We start from the raw sequence: 17,705 nt of genomic DNA on the forward strand, positions 1-17,705 counted from the left end.
ACGTCCCTATCGTCTAGAGGCCTAGGACATCGCCCTTTCACGGCGGTAACCGGGGTTCGAATCCCCGTAGGGACGCCAATTTTCAGAAGTACATTTTATTAAGTCCCTATCGTCTAGAGGCCTAGGACATCGCCCTTTCACGGCGGTAACCGGGGTTCGAATCCCCGTAGGGACGCCATTATTTAGTCTAAAAACTTAGACTGAAATAAACGGTTTTAAAATTTGCTTTCTGTACTGTCCCTATCGTCTAGAGGCCTAGGACATCGCCCTTTCACGGCGGTAACCGGGGTTCGAATCCCCGTAGGGACGCCATATTCGAGTTGGTTTTAACCACTCATTATAAAGCTCAAGCATTGCGACTTGGGCTTTTTTATTGCCTTAATTTCTAAATATTTCTTTTAAAAGTTTTGAATCATAAATGGCCTTAGGGGCAATCACCTGCTCATTTAGCGGAATATTTTGACCATAGCGCTGCAGCATTAGGCGCTGCACTTCATTTTGTTTTAAATCAAATTGTTTCAGTTGTTGTAATGGAGAAAGTTCGATTCCCAAAGCATGCTGATAAGCTTTCCAAACAATTTCAGAACAGTAAATTGCACGATCATCCCATTCAAAATAAATATCATAGGGTTTGCCCAAGTACTTTTCTGCATGTTGTACCAACTTCGTTTTCTGCGGCACATTTAAGGGTTGTTTGAGCCTTTTCACCACATAGTGAGCATTCTCCCCACGCGCGATCCATTGATTTAAAGCGGTATATTGCACAGGTTGAATGGCTTCAAGCACCCACGTTTGGTTATTTTTATTTACGATCATGCCCATGTGACTATAGGGCGAATGTGTGGCCTTTTGAATGCTTAAACTTTGTTGTGACTTTGAGATATGAAAAATAATATCTCCCGTCTGAAATGTAGACTGGGCATAGAGAGCAGAACTGAGCCCCGAAAGAATGGCCGTTAATATTAAAATTTTAGACATTTTTATTGTAAGCAATATTGATATGAATGAAGGCAACCATAACATGAATATATGTCGGTTGCCCTGATTCTAAAAATTCAATGATTGATTAAGCCGACTTACGTGAATTGACTTGCCCTTTAATGACCGCTGTTAAATTTCCTTTAAGATATTTAAAAAACACTTTTAAGGGTGAAAGTTTAGGATTTGGCTGTTTGCCTTCACCAATCGATTTAAACTGAGCGGCGTACCAAATAATTTCCATAATCGCCATTTTATCAATCATCGGTATGCCAGTTTTAATTTTGTCCACACCGTAACGAACATCCTGACCCGCCAATAAACGATCAGCCAAATCGACTTCAACAGCAAATGGACGTGCAATACCAATAAAATCACAAGCTCCACTGTCTAGTGCAGCATTCATGCCTTGCACGGTTCTAAACCCACCGGTAACCATTAATGCGCATTTCACTTCTTTACGGATATTGTCCGCAAAATCGAGGAAATAAGCTTCACGAGCAATGGTACTGGCTTTACGTTTTTCTTCTTTAGCACCCGCCATCGCTGGCGCTTCATAGGAACCGCCCGAGATTTCAATCATATCAATCCCTGCGGCATCGATTGCCTTAAAGACCTCAATCACATCCGTTTCGCTAATCCCGCCGCGTTGGAAATCAGCAGAATTCAGTTTGACCGAAATGATAAAATCATCGGTCGTCGCTGCACGAACTGCCTTGTAGATTTCAAGCAAAAAGCGCATGCGATTTTCATTTGAACCGCCCCACTGATCTTGACGTTTATTGGTCAGTGGCGACAAGAACTGACTAATTAAATAACCATGCGCACCATGCAATTGCACGCCTTCAAAGCCTGCCTTTTCACAAATGAGCGCGGCACGTGCAAAACGCTGAATGATATCTAAAATTTCATCTTCACGAAGTTCGCGCGGTGTTCCAAAAGTTGTAGCTAACATCGGACTAAATGGCACAGCAGACGGTGCAACCGTTTCTTTATTTAAACCTTTAGGACATTGACGGCCCGGATGTGAAAGTTGAACCAATTGCACCATGCCGTGCTTTTTGCCTAACTCAGCCCACTGTGTTAACTGCGCCAAATCTCGCTCTGTTTCAGCGACAACAACCCCCGGCTCATTTTTAGCACGAAAATCCACCATGACATTACCCGTAATGGCACAGCCTAAGCCACCCTTCGCCCAAGCTTCATATAATCCAAAATGTAAGTGATTTGGCTGGCCTGCGGTATTGGCCAATGCTTCACTCATTGCACCTTTAATGATGCGATTTTTAAATGTGGTATTACGAATTTTAAAGCTTTCAGCTAAATGGCTCATGGCATTGTCCAAAATGAAATAATAAGTCCTGAGTATTTACTCTAAGTATTATTTTCTAAAGGTCAAGGATATTTTGACAATGACACTTGTCAAAATATCCATAAGTTTGATTTTAGTATTGGCTGGCTTCAATTAATTTACGGGTATAGCCCGTTTGTGGTCGCGTAAATAGATCTGCGGTGTCTTGAAACTCCATGACTTTGGCATGTCGCAGTACCAACACTTTTTGACACAAGGCTTTGACCACGTGTAAATCGTGACTGATAAATAAATAACTCATATTAAATTCTTGCTGCAAACGCCGTAGCAGCTTCACGATGGCTTTTTGTGTCGTCCGATCTAGTGCCGATGTGGGTTCATCGAGTATCAATAATTTAGGACGTAATACCAACGCACGCGCTAAGGCGACTCTCTGCCGTTGCCCACCCGATAATTCATGTGGATAACGCTGCTTAAATGAGCTGGCTAATTCGACTTTCTGCAAAGCTTCATCTATACGCTGTGCAATTTCATTTGCAGATAAATGCTGTAAGGCCAGACCTTCGCCAATGGTTTGCTCTACATTTAGCCGTGGATTTAAACTACTGAATGGATCTTGAAAGACGATTTGAAATTCACGACGTAGAGGTCTGAGCTGTTTTTCTGAAAGTTGATTGATGGCGTGTTGATTTAAAATAATTTCGCCATCACTTTCTATGAGCCGAGCAATAGCCAGTGCTAAAGAGCTTTTCCCTGAACCACTCTCTCCAACAATACCGATCGACTCACCTTCAGCCATTGTTAAATCCAAAGCTTCTACCGCAACGACATAATTTTTGATGCGGTTCAATAAGCTTTGTTTGACTGGGAATTTCACTCCTAACTGGCGTAATTCTAAAAGTGTTTGAGTTTGCGAAACCTGTATTGCTTTACCAAAATCATGGTCTAATAAATTTTGGGTATACGCCTGCTTCGGTTGCTCAAAAATTTCCTGAACACCACCTTGCTCCACCACTTGCCCACGATTCATCACAATCACATGTTCGGCATAGCGCTTGACCAAATTCAGGTCATGGCTGATTAAGATCATGGCCATATTGCGCTGCTGTTGTAGCGACTTTAATAAATTTAAGATTTGCGCTTGTAAGGTGACATCTAAAGCCGTAGTTGGCTCATCAGCGATTAAAATATCAGGATCTAAGGCCAATGCCATGGCAATCATGACACGTTGTCGCTGCCCACCTGATAACTCATGTGGATAACGCCTTAACTTATCTTCAGCATCTGGAATACCCACATCATTTAATAATTCTATAACCCGCTGCCGAGTTTTTGCCTTCGACCATCCCTGTAACAACAGTGACTCACCAACAATCTTTTCCACCCGATGTAAGGGATTTAAGGCCGTCATCGGCTCTTGAAAAATCATGGCAATTTTCTGCCCACGAATGTTTCGGTGCTGCTCAGGACTCAGTCCAAGAATATTTTGTCCATTCAGGCTGACGCTGCCTGTGACCTGCAGATCACTTGGCAACAAACCGAGTATAGCTAGGCTGCTAATCGATTTACCTGAACCGCTTTCTCCAACAATGGCTAACGTTTCACCTGCATGCAATTTAAAATTCAGGTCTTCAACCAAGACCTGTGCTGCATGTGAAATATGTAAATGTTCAACCGCTAATACGATGGGAGGTACATTAACTTGATGATTATTGACGTCTAGGATCGAATGCATCACGTGTCGCCTCCCCAATGTAAATCAATAAAGACAGCACGATCGCTAAGGTAAAGAATCCCGACAAGGCCAACCATGGTGCATTCAGATTATTTTTCCCTTGAAGCAATAACTCACCTAATGACGCTGCATCAGGCGGTAAGCCATAACCTAAGAAATCTAAGGCTGTGAGTGCCGTAATATTTGCCGTAAGCATGAAAGGTAGCTGTGACAAACTCGAACTCATCGCATTTGGTAAGATATGCCGAAACATAATCGTACTATCTGTAACGCCAAGACTCCGTGCTGCACGTACATAGTCAAAATTACGCGCCCGTAAAAACTCTGCACGAACCAAGCCGACTAAAGTGGGCCAGCCAAACAACAGCATAATGACAAAGAGCCAATACACACTCGGCGTAAACATGCTGACCAAAATCATCACCATGAATAGCATCGGGAGCCCACCCCAGACTTCCAAAATTCGTTGACCAATGAGGTCTATCCATCCACCATAATAGCCCTGTATCGCCCCAACGATGATGCCCAATATGGAAGAAGCAAAAGTTAATGCAAATCCAAACAGGAGCGACACTCGTAATCCATATAAAATACGCGCCAGCACATCACGCCCTTGGTCATCGGTACCGAGCCAATTTTGTGCAGTCGGTGCAGATGGCACAGGCACAGCCAATTCTAAATTCGGTGTTTGATAGGAAAATTTAATCAGTGGCCATACAGCCCATCCTTTATCATCAATCAGTTGCTGTACCACAGGATCTTTATAATCTGCCTCAGTTTCAAAAACGCCACCGAAAGCAGTTTCTGGATAACTTTTTAATACGGGAACGTATAAAGAATCATCGTATTTGACCAAGAGCGGTTTATCATTGGCAATAAACTCGACAGCTAATGACAACATAAAAATCAAGGCATAGCTGATAAAGCATGTAAAGCCTAATTTATTTTCTTTAAAACGTTGAAAACGCGCTTGCATGATCGGAGACATTATTTTGCCCCCTGCGAATCAAAATTAATTCGTGGATCAATCATTTGATACATGACATCGCTGATTAATCTTAAGATCAGCCCCATCAAGGTAAAAATAAACAAGGTGCCAAAAATCACTGGATAATCGCGCTGTACTATGGCTTCAAACCCCAACAATCCCAGACCATCTAAATTGAAAATAATTTCAATAAATAGATTTCCCACAAAGAAGATGCCAATTAATGCTTCTGGTAGACCAGCAATAACAATGAGCATTGCATTACGAAATACATGCCCATACAGCACACGTGATTCGGTCAAACCTTTAGAACGAGCAGCAAGAACATATTGCTTATTTAGTTCTTCCATAAAAGAGTATTTGGTCAGATAAGTTAAGCCAGCGAAACCACCAATTACCATAGCAAACAAAGGCAACGCCATATGCCAAAAATAATCTGCAATTTTGCCAAACACACTTAACTCAGCAAAATTCTCTGAAACTAAACCTTGTAGAGGAAACCACTGAAAATATGAACCACCTGCAAAAAATACAATGAGTAAAATGGCAAAGGCAAAAGCAGGAATGGCGTAGCCGATAGCCAATAAAATAGACGTGCTTTTATCAAATAGCAGACCATGTTGACGGGCTTTTTTAATGCCTAAAGGAATAGACACCATATAGATCAGCAAGGTACTCCACAAGCCAAGGGATAAGGATACAGGCAGCTTTTCCCAAAGTAGCTGGGTCACAGGCTTATCTTTAAAGAAACTGGTACCAAAATCTAGCGTCACATAGCCCTTTAACATGAGCCAAAAACGTTCGAATAATGGTTTATCGAAACCATATTGCGCTTCGATTTTTGCCACCATTTCTTCACTGAGGCCTTTAGCACCTTGGTATTTACTGCCTGTCGTCGCAGTTTCACCACCACCTGTGTTTCCCATACCTTGAAAGGACTCAGCTTGCTGTATGGCTTGTTCAACAGGTCCTCCCGGAGCAAGCTGAATTACCACAAAGTTAATCAATAAAATGAAAAACAACGTCGGAATAATCAGGAGCAAACGCTTTAATATATATGTGCCCATGTTGCTTTCACATTCCTTGTCCTTCAGGTGTATTCATTGCTGCCGTAGATATTGTGTTATGTGCTTGGTTTGAGCTGCATCACTCCACCAATAGTCAATCCCAACAGAAAGTTTAGGTTTGACATAAGGCTGCTTATACATATGCCAATAGGCAAACCAGTTTTCACTTTGCCCAAACATTGGGATTTGATAATAACCCGCTCTGAGCAGGCGGTCTAAAACACGCGTACGAATAATCAATTCTTCCCGATTTGGAGCATTGATCACCTGTTGAATGAGCTGATCTATTACAGGATTTTTAATCCCTGCGTAATTATAATTACCCACTTGGTCAGCTGCTTGACTGCCCCAAAGTTGAGCTTGCTCACCCGCTGGAGTGAGCGATTGAGGCATTTCATCCACGATCATATCAAAGTCAATATTTCGCATCCGCTCGGTGTATTGCGGTCCATCGACTTGTCGCAATAGCACCTGAATACCTAAACGTTTCAAATTTCGTATAAATGGCATTAAGGTTCGCTGCAAATCTTGTTGCTGAATCAAGATTTCGAATTTCACAGGCCGAGATTTTGCATCCACCAATCGGCCGTCTTGATAAAGATAACCCGCATTCAATAACAGTTGGCGTGCATGCAGCAGATTTTTTCGATTAAATCCACTGCCATCAGAAACGGGATATTGCCAATCGGATAAGACCCCCTGTCTTTGAATAGGATCAAGTTGCGATAACATCGGTTTTAAAATATCCAACTCTTGGATAGAGGGTTTCCCCTTCGCTTCTAGCACACTATTACTAAAATAACTCTGCAAACGCTGATACTGCCCATAAAATAATGCTTTATTTTGCCATTCAAAATCATAAGCATAGGTTAACGCTTGTCGAAAACGAATATCACTAAATGGCGCACGACGGGTATTAAATACGAGACTTTTTGTCGGAATCGGTCGTTCATGTTTAAAGCGATATTTGACAATTTTACCGTCTTTAAAAGCAGGAAAATTGTACGCTCCCACCCAATTACGTGCGGTCTTTTCCTCATATAACGTAAATTGACCTGCTTTAAAGCCTTCAAAGGCTATGTCTGGGCTGCGATAATATACATATTTCAGATGGTTAAAATTATAGCGACCACGATTGACGGCTAAGTTCTGCCCCCAATACTCAGGATTGCGCTTGTAGCGAATACTCCTACCTGCATCGATCGTCTCAATCGTGTAAGGGCCTGAACCTAATATGGGCTGCAATGTAATTTGAGTAAAATCTTTTTTTGCCCAATCTTTTTTGGAGTAAATCGGCATTTGCGCCAAAATCATGGGCATATCAGTGTTGTGTCCAGATTTAAAATTCATCCTTACCTGATATTTAGATAAAACATCTGTTTTGTCTAAATCCGCTAAATACATTTGCAAACCAGGATTTGACTTGGTCTGAAAAGTATCAAAACTAAATTTAACGTCTTCAGCAGTGAGTTCAGAACCATCACTAAACCGTGCTTTTGGGTTTAAATGAAAAATAACAAAATTAGTTTTTTTCGGGTCAAATGTCACCTTTTCGGCAAGCAATGGATACATCACACCCGGTTCATCTAAAGATGAACTCATCAAGCTATCAAAAAGATAATTGATACCTTCAACAGAACGCCCTTTTCCATTCATGCTGTTTAAATTATCAAAACTCCCAATACTCGAGGTCGTGATATATCCCCCTTTATTGGCAAGAGGATTGGCATAGGGCATTGCCTGTAATTGATGATATTGAGGGCTACTATGTATGGCAAGAAAAGGCGTGGTCTGCAACGCAGCCCACGCCCCTGTTGAAAGTATGCTCAAAGTCACACCAAACACGTAACGCGAAGTTGAAGCAGAATACATTCAACTTAACTCCTTAATGTTTGGACTCAGTTTGGTACTTTAATCACGTCACCAATACGTAACTGAGCAGACGGTTGCATATCATTCATTTCAGCGAGTTTTGATGTGTCTAGTCCATAGCGACTTGCCAAACCAATCAGCGTATCGCCGCGTTTAATACGGTATTCACTGATAGTTTTAGGGACTTGTAAATTTTGACCGACACGCAGTCCTGCACGGGGGTTCAAGTTATTTAATTCAGCCAATGCTGCCACAGTTAAACCTGTCCGACTAGCAATCGAATTTAAAGACTCGCCTGATTTCACAGTATAGCTTTCAGTATTTGTTGGTTTCACATTGCTCGTAGAGGATTTAGCTTCCGTTTTTTTGGTTTCAGTTGCTTTACTAGCTACATCAGCAGGGAGTTCACCATCTACTTTTAAACGCTGCCCTACACGAATCGCACTATTGGTATTTAGGCCATTTAATTCAGCTAAATAACGTAATTGAAGATGATATTTCTTCGCAATCACACCCAATGTTTCACCTGATTTCACCACATGAATATCGGTCGCATCAACGGAATTCGTTCGTGTATTGGTTTTGCTTTCAATTTTGGTCGCCTCAGCTTTGGTTTCTACTTTAACCGGTGCGACATCACCTGTTAATTTTAATTTCTGCCCAACGCGTAGACCAGAACTACGCTCTATACCATTTAAATTTGCGACATAGTCCATGCCTAAATCATAGCGACTAGCAATGCCTGTCAGTGTATCGCCAGACTGCACCACATATGTATCAGGAACAGTTGAACTTGCAGGAACTTTAATGCTTTGCCCAGCCATCAGCCCACTATTTACCGACATATCATTTAGACTCGCCAATTCTGACAAACTGATTTTTGACCGCGTCGCAATACTGTAAAGCGTATCACCACGCTGCACTTTATAGCTTTCAACTTTATACGCAGGATCAACTTTGACATTTTCAATGCGATTCACGACTTTGCTTTCGAGCTTCTCAACTTCTGCTACAGCTTGTAATGGCACATTAATTTTTTGCCCCACCATCAAGCTACTGCCAGCCGTTAAACCAGTTGTTAAATCTGCCAACTCTTGATTTGACAGCGCATAACGATCTGCAATGAGTTTTAGATATTCACCACGTTTTACCGTGTAGGATTTGGTTTGAACTTTTGCAGATTTTTCGACAACTTGAGCTGCTTTCTTGTCAGCTTCCAATTTTGCTTTAGATGCTGGCGTTTCTTTTAGGGATAATTTCTGCCCAACATATAAACCACTCGTGGTGGTTAAACCATTGTAGTCGGCGAGTTGCTTCGTACTTAAACCAAATTGACTCGCAACAGCTGTAAGACTGTCATTTGCTTTCACCACATAGCTATCTGCGATAGGCTTAGCTTTCGATTCTTCATTATTTTGCACAATCGGTTTCGCATCATATAAATAGATGGTCGTACCGACATACAAGGTCGAATCTGGCGAAATTTGGTTCCAAGCTGCAATATCACGCCAATTCACGCCATTTTTCATCGCGATCAACGCTAATGTGTCGCCCGCCAAAACTGTATAAGTACTGCGTTTACCTTTAGGTGGTACAACTACAATTTCAGAATCTGTACGAATGACATTTTTACCTTGGTTGCGTTTGGCTTCTTCGGAATCTGCACCTGTATTTTCAGCCACGCTTTTCGGGTAAGAGAACCCTTTCGTCAGTTCTTTACCTTGTTGGTCTGCAATTGACTGACTGGTCTGAATCGCAGTCAACTTAATCTTGCCATCATAAGGATCGACAATTTCAGTGCCTTTCGGCGCAATAGCTTTAATTTCCTGAACGACTTCTTCTTGTTCTGCTTTAGTCGCTACTGGTTTTAATACCTCATCTATTGTTTTGGTCTCACCTTCAGCTTTAATAGCCGCCATGATTTGCTCACGCTCATTTGCGCTGAGTGGTGGCTCGACAGACACGGCTTTCACAGGAGTCGAAGGTGTTACAGCGACTGGTATACGCGGCGCACTTGGAATATCACTATTCGATGCAAAAGCAGCCAAAGCAGATGATCCTATTGGCGTTTTGCCTTTCGTTCCTGATGGAACACTCGGCGTTACCGTTGCAGCGACTACAGGTGGTTTGGCAGAAGCTGTCACTGTCGGCTGAGTTTTAAGCGTAGGTGGCGTCACTTTAGCGGGCTGAATAGTTTTACTATTTAATTCCGGCGGAGTAACACGTGACGGTGTTATTTCAACATTATTTTTTGGTAAGTTATAAGTTGAATTACTTGCCCAATAACCTGATGAACCACCTGATTGTAATTTCTTCAAACGTGCATCGACTGATGGACTCACATCCGCAGGAATTAAAATCCGCATTGGGCTACTGCTGTCAATCACATCGCCACGATGCCCGGGATTTAGTGCATAGAGTTCTGCACGGCTTAAACCGGTAATAGATGCAATTTCATTTAAATTTGCAGGCCCTACAGCCACTTCACGAAAGTGTGGACGGTTGGCAATTGGCGGTAAACTTACGCCATAGGCACTTGGATTTTTAATAATTTGAGCAACTGCCAAGAAACGTGGGACATAGTTCATGGTTTCTTGGGGCAGTTTTAGCGACCAATAATCCGTTGGCAAACCTGCCGCACGGTTACGGTTAATCGCCTGTTGAATGCGGCCCGGCCCTGCATTATATGCAGCCAAAGCCAATTCCCACGAACCGAACTGGTTATGTAGCGCACCTAAAAACTCATAAGCTGCACGCGTTGATTCCACTACGTCACGACGACCATCATACATTGAGGTTTGTTTTAAGCCGTAAATACGTCCAGTACTTGGAATAAATTGCCATAAGCCCGCTGCGGCTGCACTTGAGGTTGCTGCTGGGTCATAAGAACTTTCAATCACTGGTAATAACGCCAACTCCGTCGGCAAACCACGACGTTCTGCTTCTTTAACCGTGTGATATAAATAACGGGACGCACGCGCACTTAAACGATCAATATATGGTTGACGTGAAATAAACCAACCACGCTGCGCTTCAATTCGCGTATCCCAGTGGTTCAAATCCATTTTGAAACCCACAGTCATACGCTTCCAGACATCACCATGCTTAAGTACTAAAAGGCGATCGCCTTCTACGGCACGCATGTCTGTTGCAGAAAGTAAATCTTCGAGTGAATCTAAACTATTGGCATCGAGAAAGTTTGAGCCAACTTGTTTACTTGCTGAGTTCTGCTTAGTCGTTTGCGATGAAGAACAGCCCGTCAGACCAAGAGCTGCGAGCGCAGAACCCAAGACTGTAAATTTAAAAATTTGTGGTAACGTAGGCTGCCAGACAGTCGCAGTTGATTTATACATAAAAAAATCCAGACAACTCATATAAAATTTATTTTTTAGATATGCCATTGTAGTGAAGCAGAACACAGACACAAGGCGTTAATTTAACGCTATTTCAGTATAAATGTTACAAGAAATTAAAAAAATCGCCAGAAATGGATTTCTCTCTGTCATTTGCGTTATACAATATACGGTTATGAATGCTTGTTTTTCTCCGGATTTGATTTATGTCTCAAACAATCACGCTTTATGTTGATGGTGCATGTAAAGGCAACCCTGGCTTAGGGGGGTGGGGGGCCTATATCATCCGTGAAACTGGAGAAGAAAAACTCTGCGGCGGCGAAGCTGAAACCACCAATAACCGTATGGAATTGACTGCTGCAATTGAAGGCATTCAACACTGTCCGTCCGATGCAAAACTGATTATTTGGACAGACTCTAACTATGTCAAACAAGGCATTACCGAGTGGATACATGGTTGGAAAAAGAAAAACTGGAAAGATGTTAAAAATCCTGATCTGTGGAAATTACTGGATACAACTTGTCAGGGTCGGGAAATTGAATGGAACTGGATTAAAGGGCATGCAGGCCATCCGGGAAATGAAATGGCTGATCAATTGGCCAATCTAGGCGCAGAAAAAACCCTCGAACGCATCAAACAAGCAGCATCTACAGCTGAAGCACCTAAAAAAAAAGCTGAACCTGACTGGCTATTAAATGATCCGTTTGGACTCGAATTTGCTGATAGCGATGATGACGAAGAAATCTCTGAAGAAGCAATGATTGCAAATGAAAGCATTATTGATGCTTCAATTCAGGAGTCTTCAATTGCTCAGCCGCTAGAAATTGCTCCGTCACGTGAAATGACTACTGACACAGCGATCAATGCAGAGCAGATTGATGACATTACGATAGAACAACAAGCAACTGACACTGCTTCAACGTTGAATGAAGCTGCCCCTATCCAGTCTAAGCAAGCTGCTGAAATCCATCCAATGATTGTCATTACACCTGCAACAGTTGATGTATCTGGCCCACGACAATTAATTTTGGATACGGAAACCACAGGTTTCTATTTCCAAGATGGCGACCGTATTATTGAAGTCGGTGCAGTGGAAATGATTAACCGCAAACTGACCGGTAGCTCAATTCATATTTATATCAACCCGCAAAAACCTGTCGGTGAATCTGAAAATATTCACGGAATCAGTGATGACTTTCTAAAAGATAAACCACTGTATGCTGAAATTGCTGATGTCTTATTTGACTATCTAAAAGGCGCAGAAATCATTGCGCATAACGCAACCTTCGATATGAACTTCCTTGATATGGAGTTCAAACGTGCCGGTTTTATGGCCTTATCTGAAGTTTGCGAAGTTACCGATACCTTGGCTATGGCCAAAGCCAAGCATCCAGGCCAGAAAAACTCACTCGATGCATTAGTGCGTCGTTACGAAATTCCACAACGTGACCGTACCTTCCATGGTGCGTTACTCGATGCGGAAATTCTGTCTGACGTATACCTAGCAATGACGGGCGGTCAGGTTTCCTTTGATATCGATGCCCTGACCCACTCGCAAAATGAAGATGGTTCGCAAACCCGCGCCGCTGTTGAAATAGAATTACCTGTGATTTTACCTTCAGCAGATGAACTTGAAGCCCATGAGACATGGGTCAAACAATTTGAAGAAAAACATGGTACACCTTGCCTTTTTGCGAAATAAAATCTAAATTTCGTGTTACTTTTTGTATATAAACAATTCTTACATACGCTATAGTAAAACCATAAACATGGACCGCCTTAAGGGGCGGTTAATAAACAAGATAAAACATCTAGGAAAGGTGCAGATACATGTCTTACCAAACCTCTATCCATTTTGATCCAACGGCTTTGCTGATAATAAAAAATGAGGTTGATAACTCAATCAAGTTAGTCGAATCAGCAGTCAGCACCTTAGTTGAAGATCAAACTTTACCTTTCGGGATTGATGATGCACTGATTCAATTTGAACAATGTGCTCAAGTACTAGCTTTAGTTGATATGCCAAGTTTGGCAAAAATCGCTCAATATTCAGCAGAGTTAATGCGCAAGATCATGGGGAATCCTGCGCAAATTAACACTCAAGAGGTCATCGCACTGAGCGAAGGCACGACCATGCTGAAACGCTACATCGAATTTATCTGCCTACGTGAAGTTAAAATTCCACAATTCCTGCTGGACAGTCTTAATCGTCTAGAACTATCTTTAGGTAAACCTCTAACGTCGGAAGGCCAACACATTGAGTCCCTACTCGATTGTATTACTCCTGACTTTGACCTACCTCAAGCTCCTGCACTTGAAAAATCAAAATACGTTCACCGTCTGTATAAGTTGGCGTTGAATAAATTGATTAAACAAGAAGAAACTGAGCTGGATCTGCAAGCGATTAAATTGGTCGGTGCGTATTTAGCAGGTCTTTCAGACAAACATCCAAGCAAACAATATTGGAACTTGATTTTTGTTGCGTTTAATCAAATTGATCAAATCTTAATTACCGATGCTCGCTTACGTACCTTGGTGAGCATTGAGCGCAATATGGCTCAATATTTTGCAGGAACTGAGCGCTTTAAAGCATCCATTTCTGATTTAGCCAATGTCTTAAGTCTAAACATTAGCCAAGAAGATGACATTTCTCATCATATTCGTGGCAAATTAAATATCGGTGAAGACCTTCTTACCGACACCCAATTGCAAGTTTTCAGTCGTCATTTATATGGTCCTGACTTCGACACCATGCATACCATTGGTGAATTGGTTACGACTGAAATGACGCAAATTCGTAATGATATTGAATTTAACTATCAAAATATGACGCCTGAAAAAACCCAAGAACTTCAAGCGAAATTAAACGAATTGGCAAATATTTTCAAAGTCTTGAACTTAAATGAAGCGTATAACGACCTGTCGCGTCAAGCTGCGTCATTAGGTAATGCTGAGATTTTACAAGATGAAAGCTTTGCCCAGCAGTTGATGAACAATATCTTGTCTGCCATGAACTCGATTGGTGTGCTTGAGCGTCATCACACTTCTAGCCGCTTACAACTTCGTGTGAATAATATGAATATTTCACTCGACCGTTTAGATGAAGCACACGCTGCTCTGTTAAATGAGACCAAGGTTTTAATTGATGCTGCTAGCCAATCTTTGGTTCAGTATTTACAAAACCAAGATTTGACACAACTTGAAGCGACTGCAACTCAATTCCGCGAAATTGGTGGTGCAATGTTGTTCCTCAATGCAGATGCAGCTCAAAATGCGCTGAATTCAACAGCTCAATTCATTTTGAAACGAGTTGAATCATCAACAGCGATTGATGCAAATGAAGTGAATCAAGCATTAGATTCATTGGCAAGCGCAGATATGTTGATTGACAATTTAAAGAACAAACAACCTGTTTTACAGGGCATGTTTAAGGTAGCATTGGACAGTAGCGAAAAACTGAAATCAGCAGCAGCCTAATGTCTAAATTGTCACTTGCGTATATCTTCAAACAACAGCAATTGCTGGTCGATGAAAACTTTCAACTTCCCGAAGTTGAGCAACTCGCAAGTGATTTAAATATCGGCACGGGTGATCAAGTGATTGCCCGTGATCTACTTGAAAATGAGCCAATTCCTGAAGGCTTACAACTCATTCCTATTCGCCAGCTTCTACAACTTTGGAATGTTCAGCAATTTGAACAAGCTAGCCGTGCTATTCAACTCTTAGAATGGCGCCGTAATCATAAATTTTGTAGCCACTGCGGTACAGCAACTCAAGTCCATGCCACAGAATATGCCATGGTTTGCCCTGCTTGCGGTTATCACCAATACCCTCGTGTCAATCCTTGTGTCATTACCGTCATTACCCGTGGTGAAGATGAAATCTTATTGGCAAAAAATGCGAAAAATGTCCGTGCTATGTATGGGCTGATCGCAGGTTTTGTTGAAGTGGGTGAAACTCTAGAAGAAGCAGTTCGTCGTGAAACTGAAGAAGAAGTGGGTTTAAAGGTCAAAAATATTCAATATCTGGCAAGCCAACCTTGGCCCTTCCCAAGTAATTTAATGATCGCCTTTAAAGCAGAATATGCTTCAGGTGAGCTTCAATTACAAGAAGAAGAAATAAGTGATGCGGCTTTCTTTAAATTTGATGCATTACCTGAAATTCCGTTCAAAGGAAGTATCGCCCATTCGATGATTATGCATGTCATCCATGGTTCTGCGGTTGCAGATGACACCCAAGCATGGTTGTAAACAGCTATTTTTAATAAAAAAGCAGTAAATAAAAAACCGCCATACTTGGCGGTTTTTTATTCTCAATCATTTAACCACAGACATTAAGGTGGACTAATTTCATCGAGTACACGCATGATTTCAGCTTTGGTTTTAAAGAAGCGACTAAATAAACTCGAAACTGAACCAATCATCGTGATGTGCCCAACGCGAGGGATTTGAATCAATTGACTATAGTTGCCTGAGGCTTTTAATCGACGATCAAAATCTTCACTATTGCTATGGCCAACGATATTGTCTTTATCCGCAGTGAATAGATAATGCTTCACTTGATTGTGCTCAACAAAATAATATGGCATCACTTGTTGATACGGTACATTTTGATCAAAGGCATCTGCACAAATCGGATCACCTTTATAATCAAAATGATATGGCCCTGCCAAACCCACGATTGCACGAATATTCTCTTTCACTTGTAGCTGATAAGGTGTCGGATGATACAGTGCAGACATGACATTAAATGCCCCTGCCGAATGTCCCATTAACACCACATTTTCCACTTCAATCTGCAACTTATGCTGAGACTGCGTCAAATAGTTTAATGCAAGGCTAAGATCATCAATTGAAGCCGGAAAAATATATTCAGGTGCGAGATGGTAATTGATGACAGCAACATCGAAGCCTTCTTTTGCAAAAGCCTCACCAATGAATCCATAGTCCTTTTTGTCACCATGCATCCACGCACCACCATGTACAAAAACGATGAGTGGACGTTGCGGACGAGGTGCTGACGTGCGATACAAATCTAGGCGATGGCGCGCTTTTAGACCATAAGGGATATTGTTTTGAACATGATATCCTTTTTTGGGTGTCAGTCGATTTAATGCATAACTGCCAAAATCATATAACCGAAAATTTCGGTATAAAGATTTAGCCAAATCCATTTTTTGCTGAAGCCGCAGAGACCATTGATTCATATTTTACAGCATCATTTCCGACATTTTATTGAGCATTTGGATCGACAGCATCCGGATCTATCGCAACAGGTGTTTGTACTTCAGGTTGCACATTGCCTACAGCAGGTGTGGTGTAACTAGAGTTAATCGAACGTGCCTGTGGATTTGGGTTCTGATCAATATTATCGATTAAAGTGACAATTCGCGTTACATTACCCACTTGTTGCAAGATTTGATTTAAGTCTGTGATTTCCGCGCTGTTTAAACGGCCCATCACATAAAGAACAGCATCTTCAGTATGAATGTGTACTTTGCTGTCAGATACCACAGGCGCTTTCATAATCAAACCACGGGTATTCGCAGTGACCGCAGTATCTTGCATGATCGTGCTATAGCTGATCTGATTACCCACTGTAATATAGTTATGTACAGTTTTGACATCACTCATTGAACGGACATTTTCTTCTGCCAATTCTTTTAAATGATTATCCGGCACTTGCCCAGTCAATAAGACATTGCCATGAAAACTTTCAATATTGACACGTGACTGTTTAAAACGAGTATCTAATTTATATAAGTTAATTTTTGCTGTTCGAACAATGGAAGAGTCAATAAAAACTTGTCCCAATGAGCGTGCGCCGCTTTCAGTTCCTACAGGTGCTGATCCTGTTCCATTCGAAATAAAACTCGCACAGCCAGATAAACTTGCGACACAAAGCATCGTTATTGCAATACGCTTAACCACTCAGCACGACTCCTCAAATTTCCACACGTATTTTTCTATGCGTTTACACAGTTTGTTTTATCAAAGATTAATCAACTCTTGATCAAAAGTAAAAGCATTTTCAATCCATTGCTGATGATACGGGTATTTAGAAAAGTCTTGCTGTAGTGTTTTTGCAAAGTGCTGATAAAAATCAAAACAAATTGCATCAAAGCGACAATAATAATTTTGAAAATGTGACTGTTCATTTAAAAAATGCAACGCAGTCTTCATCATCTTACGTTGTTTGTGAATAGAAATACTTTCAACGGCTTGAGCATAACGGGTATTCGAACGGGCTTTAACTTCGATAAACACCAATTCTTGACCACGTGTGACGATCAAATCAATTTCACCATAACGACTATGATAATTCTGTTGCACCTGTACATAGCCTTGCTGCTCAACCAAACGTAGCGCTTGCTGTTCTGCCCACTGTCCCAGATTCATC

Annotated in this window: 13 protein-coding genes and 3 tRNA genes; 6 read left to right on the forward strand and 10 right to left on the reverse strand. The window is 41.6% G+C overall.

The window, feature by feature from the left end:
- The first annotated feature begins 2 nt into the window (after nucleotides 1-2).
- The 3 genes from FTT99_RS09960 (at nucleotide 3) to FTT99_RS09970 (ending at nucleotide 312) form a co-directional block, all read left to right on the forward strand.
- Nucleotides 3-78, forward strand: a tRNA-Glu gene (locus FTT99_RS09960).
- Between the two features lie 24 nt (nucleotides 79-102).
- Nucleotides 103-178 (forward strand) — tRNA-Glu (locus FTT99_RS09965).
- Between the two features lie 58 nt (nucleotides 179-236).
- Nucleotides 237-312: transfer RNA gene (locus FTT99_RS09970), tRNA-Glu, on the forward strand.
- 66 nt (nucleotides 313-378) lie between these two features.
- Here FTT99_RS09970 and FTT99_RS09975 read toward each other — a convergent pair.
- The 7 genes from FTT99_RS09975 to FTT99_RS10005 form a co-directional block, all read right to left on the reverse strand.
- Entirely contained in the window at nucleotides 379-978 is a 600-nt protein-coding gene (locus FTT99_RS09975; protein WP_180130980.1) for a YiiX family permuted papain-like enzyme, read from the reverse strand.
- Between the two features lie 88 nt (nucleotides 979-1,066).
- A complete protein-coding gene (locus tag FTT99_RS09980) occupies nucleotides 1,067-2,311 on the reverse strand; it encodes an NADH:flavin oxidoreductase/NADH oxidase family protein (protein WP_180130977.1) in 1,245 nt (414 codons plus the stop codon).
- A 112-nt stretch (nucleotides 2,312-2,423) separates the two neighbouring features.
- On the reverse strand, nucleotides 2,424-4,025 hold the full coding sequence (locus tag FTT99_RS09985; RefSeq protein WP_180131036.1) for an ABC transporter ATP-binding protein: 1,602 nt from the start codon (nucleotides 4,023-4,025) through the stop codon (nucleotides 2,424-2,426).
- Complete coding sequence (locus tag FTT99_RS09990; RefSeq protein ID WP_180161429.1) at nucleotides 4,000-5,013, reverse strand: ABC transporter permease; 1,014 nt, start codon at nucleotides 5,011-5,013, stop codon at nucleotides 4,000-4,002. The genes FTT99_RS09985 and FTT99_RS09990 overlap by 26 nt, the downstream gene beginning before the upstream one ends.
- The gene (locus tag FTT99_RS09995) at nucleotides 5,013-6,080 is read right to left on the reverse strand and encodes a microcin C ABC transporter permease YejB (protein ID WP_180130971.1); all 1,068 of its coding nucleotides are present in this window, start codon (nucleotides 6,078-6,080) and stop codon (nucleotides 5,013-5,015) included. The genes FTT99_RS09990 and FTT99_RS09995 overlap by 1 nt, the downstream gene beginning before the upstream one ends.
- A gap of 33 nt (nucleotides 6,081-6,113) precedes the next feature.
- Complete coding sequence (locus FTT99_RS10000; protein ID WP_180130969.1) at nucleotides 6,114-7,952, reverse strand: extracellular solute-binding protein; 1,839 nt, start codon at nucleotides 7,950-7,952, stop codon at nucleotides 6,114-6,116.
- Nucleotides 7,953-7,978: 26 nt separating this feature from the next.
- On the reverse strand, nucleotides 7,979-11,305 hold the full coding sequence (locus FTT99_RS10005) for a LysM peptidoglycan-binding domain-containing protein (protein WP_180130966.1): 3,327 nt from the start codon (nucleotides 11,303-11,305) through the stop codon (nucleotides 7,979-7,981).
- Nucleotides 11,306-11,511: 206 nt separating this feature from the next.
- On the opposite strand from FTT99_RS10005, the gene dnaQ reads away from it, so the two are divergent.
- The 3 genes from dnaQ (at nucleotide 11,512) to nudC (ending at nucleotide 15,556) form a co-directional block, all read left to right on the forward strand.
- On the forward strand, nucleotides 11,512-13,008 hold the full coding sequence (gene dnaQ, locus FTT99_RS10010; protein WP_180130963.1) for a DNA polymerase III subunit epsilon: 1,497 nt from the start codon (nucleotides 11,512-11,514) through the stop codon (nucleotides 13,006-13,008).
- A 128-nt stretch (nucleotides 13,009-13,136) separates the two neighbouring features.
- A complete protein-coding gene (locus FTT99_RS10015) occupies nucleotides 13,137-14,783 on the forward strand; it encodes a chemotaxis protein (protein WP_180130962.1) in 1,647 nt (548 codons plus the stop codon).
- A complete protein-coding gene (gene nudC / locus FTT99_RS10020; RefSeq protein ID WP_180115359.1) occupies nucleotides 14,783-15,556 on the forward strand; it encodes an NAD(+) diphosphatase in 774 nt (257 codons plus the stop codon). The genes FTT99_RS10015 and nudC overlap by 1 nt, the downstream gene beginning before the upstream one ends.
- A gap of 83 nt (nucleotides 15,557-15,639) precedes the next feature.
- Here nudC and FTT99_RS10025 read toward each other — a convergent pair whose 3' ends face one another.
- Genes FTT99_RS10025 through FTT99_RS10035 form a run of 3 tightly spaced genes read right to left on the reverse strand, consistent with a single transcriptional unit; the run spans nucleotide 15,640 to nucleotide 17,704 of the window.
- Entirely contained in the window at nucleotides 15,640-16,512 is an 873-nt protein-coding gene (locus FTT99_RS10025; protein ID WP_180130959.1) for an alpha/beta hydrolase, read from the reverse strand.
- Nucleotides 16,513-16,537: 25 nt separating this feature from the next.
- Entirely contained in the window at nucleotides 16,538-17,236 is a 699-nt protein-coding gene (locus FTT99_RS10030) for a BON domain-containing protein (protein WP_078192932.1), read from the reverse strand.
- A gap of 60 nt (nucleotides 17,237-17,296) precedes the next feature.
- Nucleotides 17,297-17,704 (reverse strand): YraN family protein, encoded by a 408-nt coding sequence (locus tag FTT99_RS10035; protein WP_180131034.1) that lies wholly within the window; start codon nucleotides 17,702-17,704, stop codon nucleotides 17,297-17,299.
- Nucleotide 17,705: the final 1 nt, after the last annotated feature.

The organism is Acinetobacter sp. YH12040 (assembly GCF_013420005.1).
Taxonomy (GTDB): Bacteria; Pseudomonadota; Gammaproteobacteria; order Pseudomonadales; family Moraxellaceae; genus Acinetobacter; species Acinetobacter amyesii.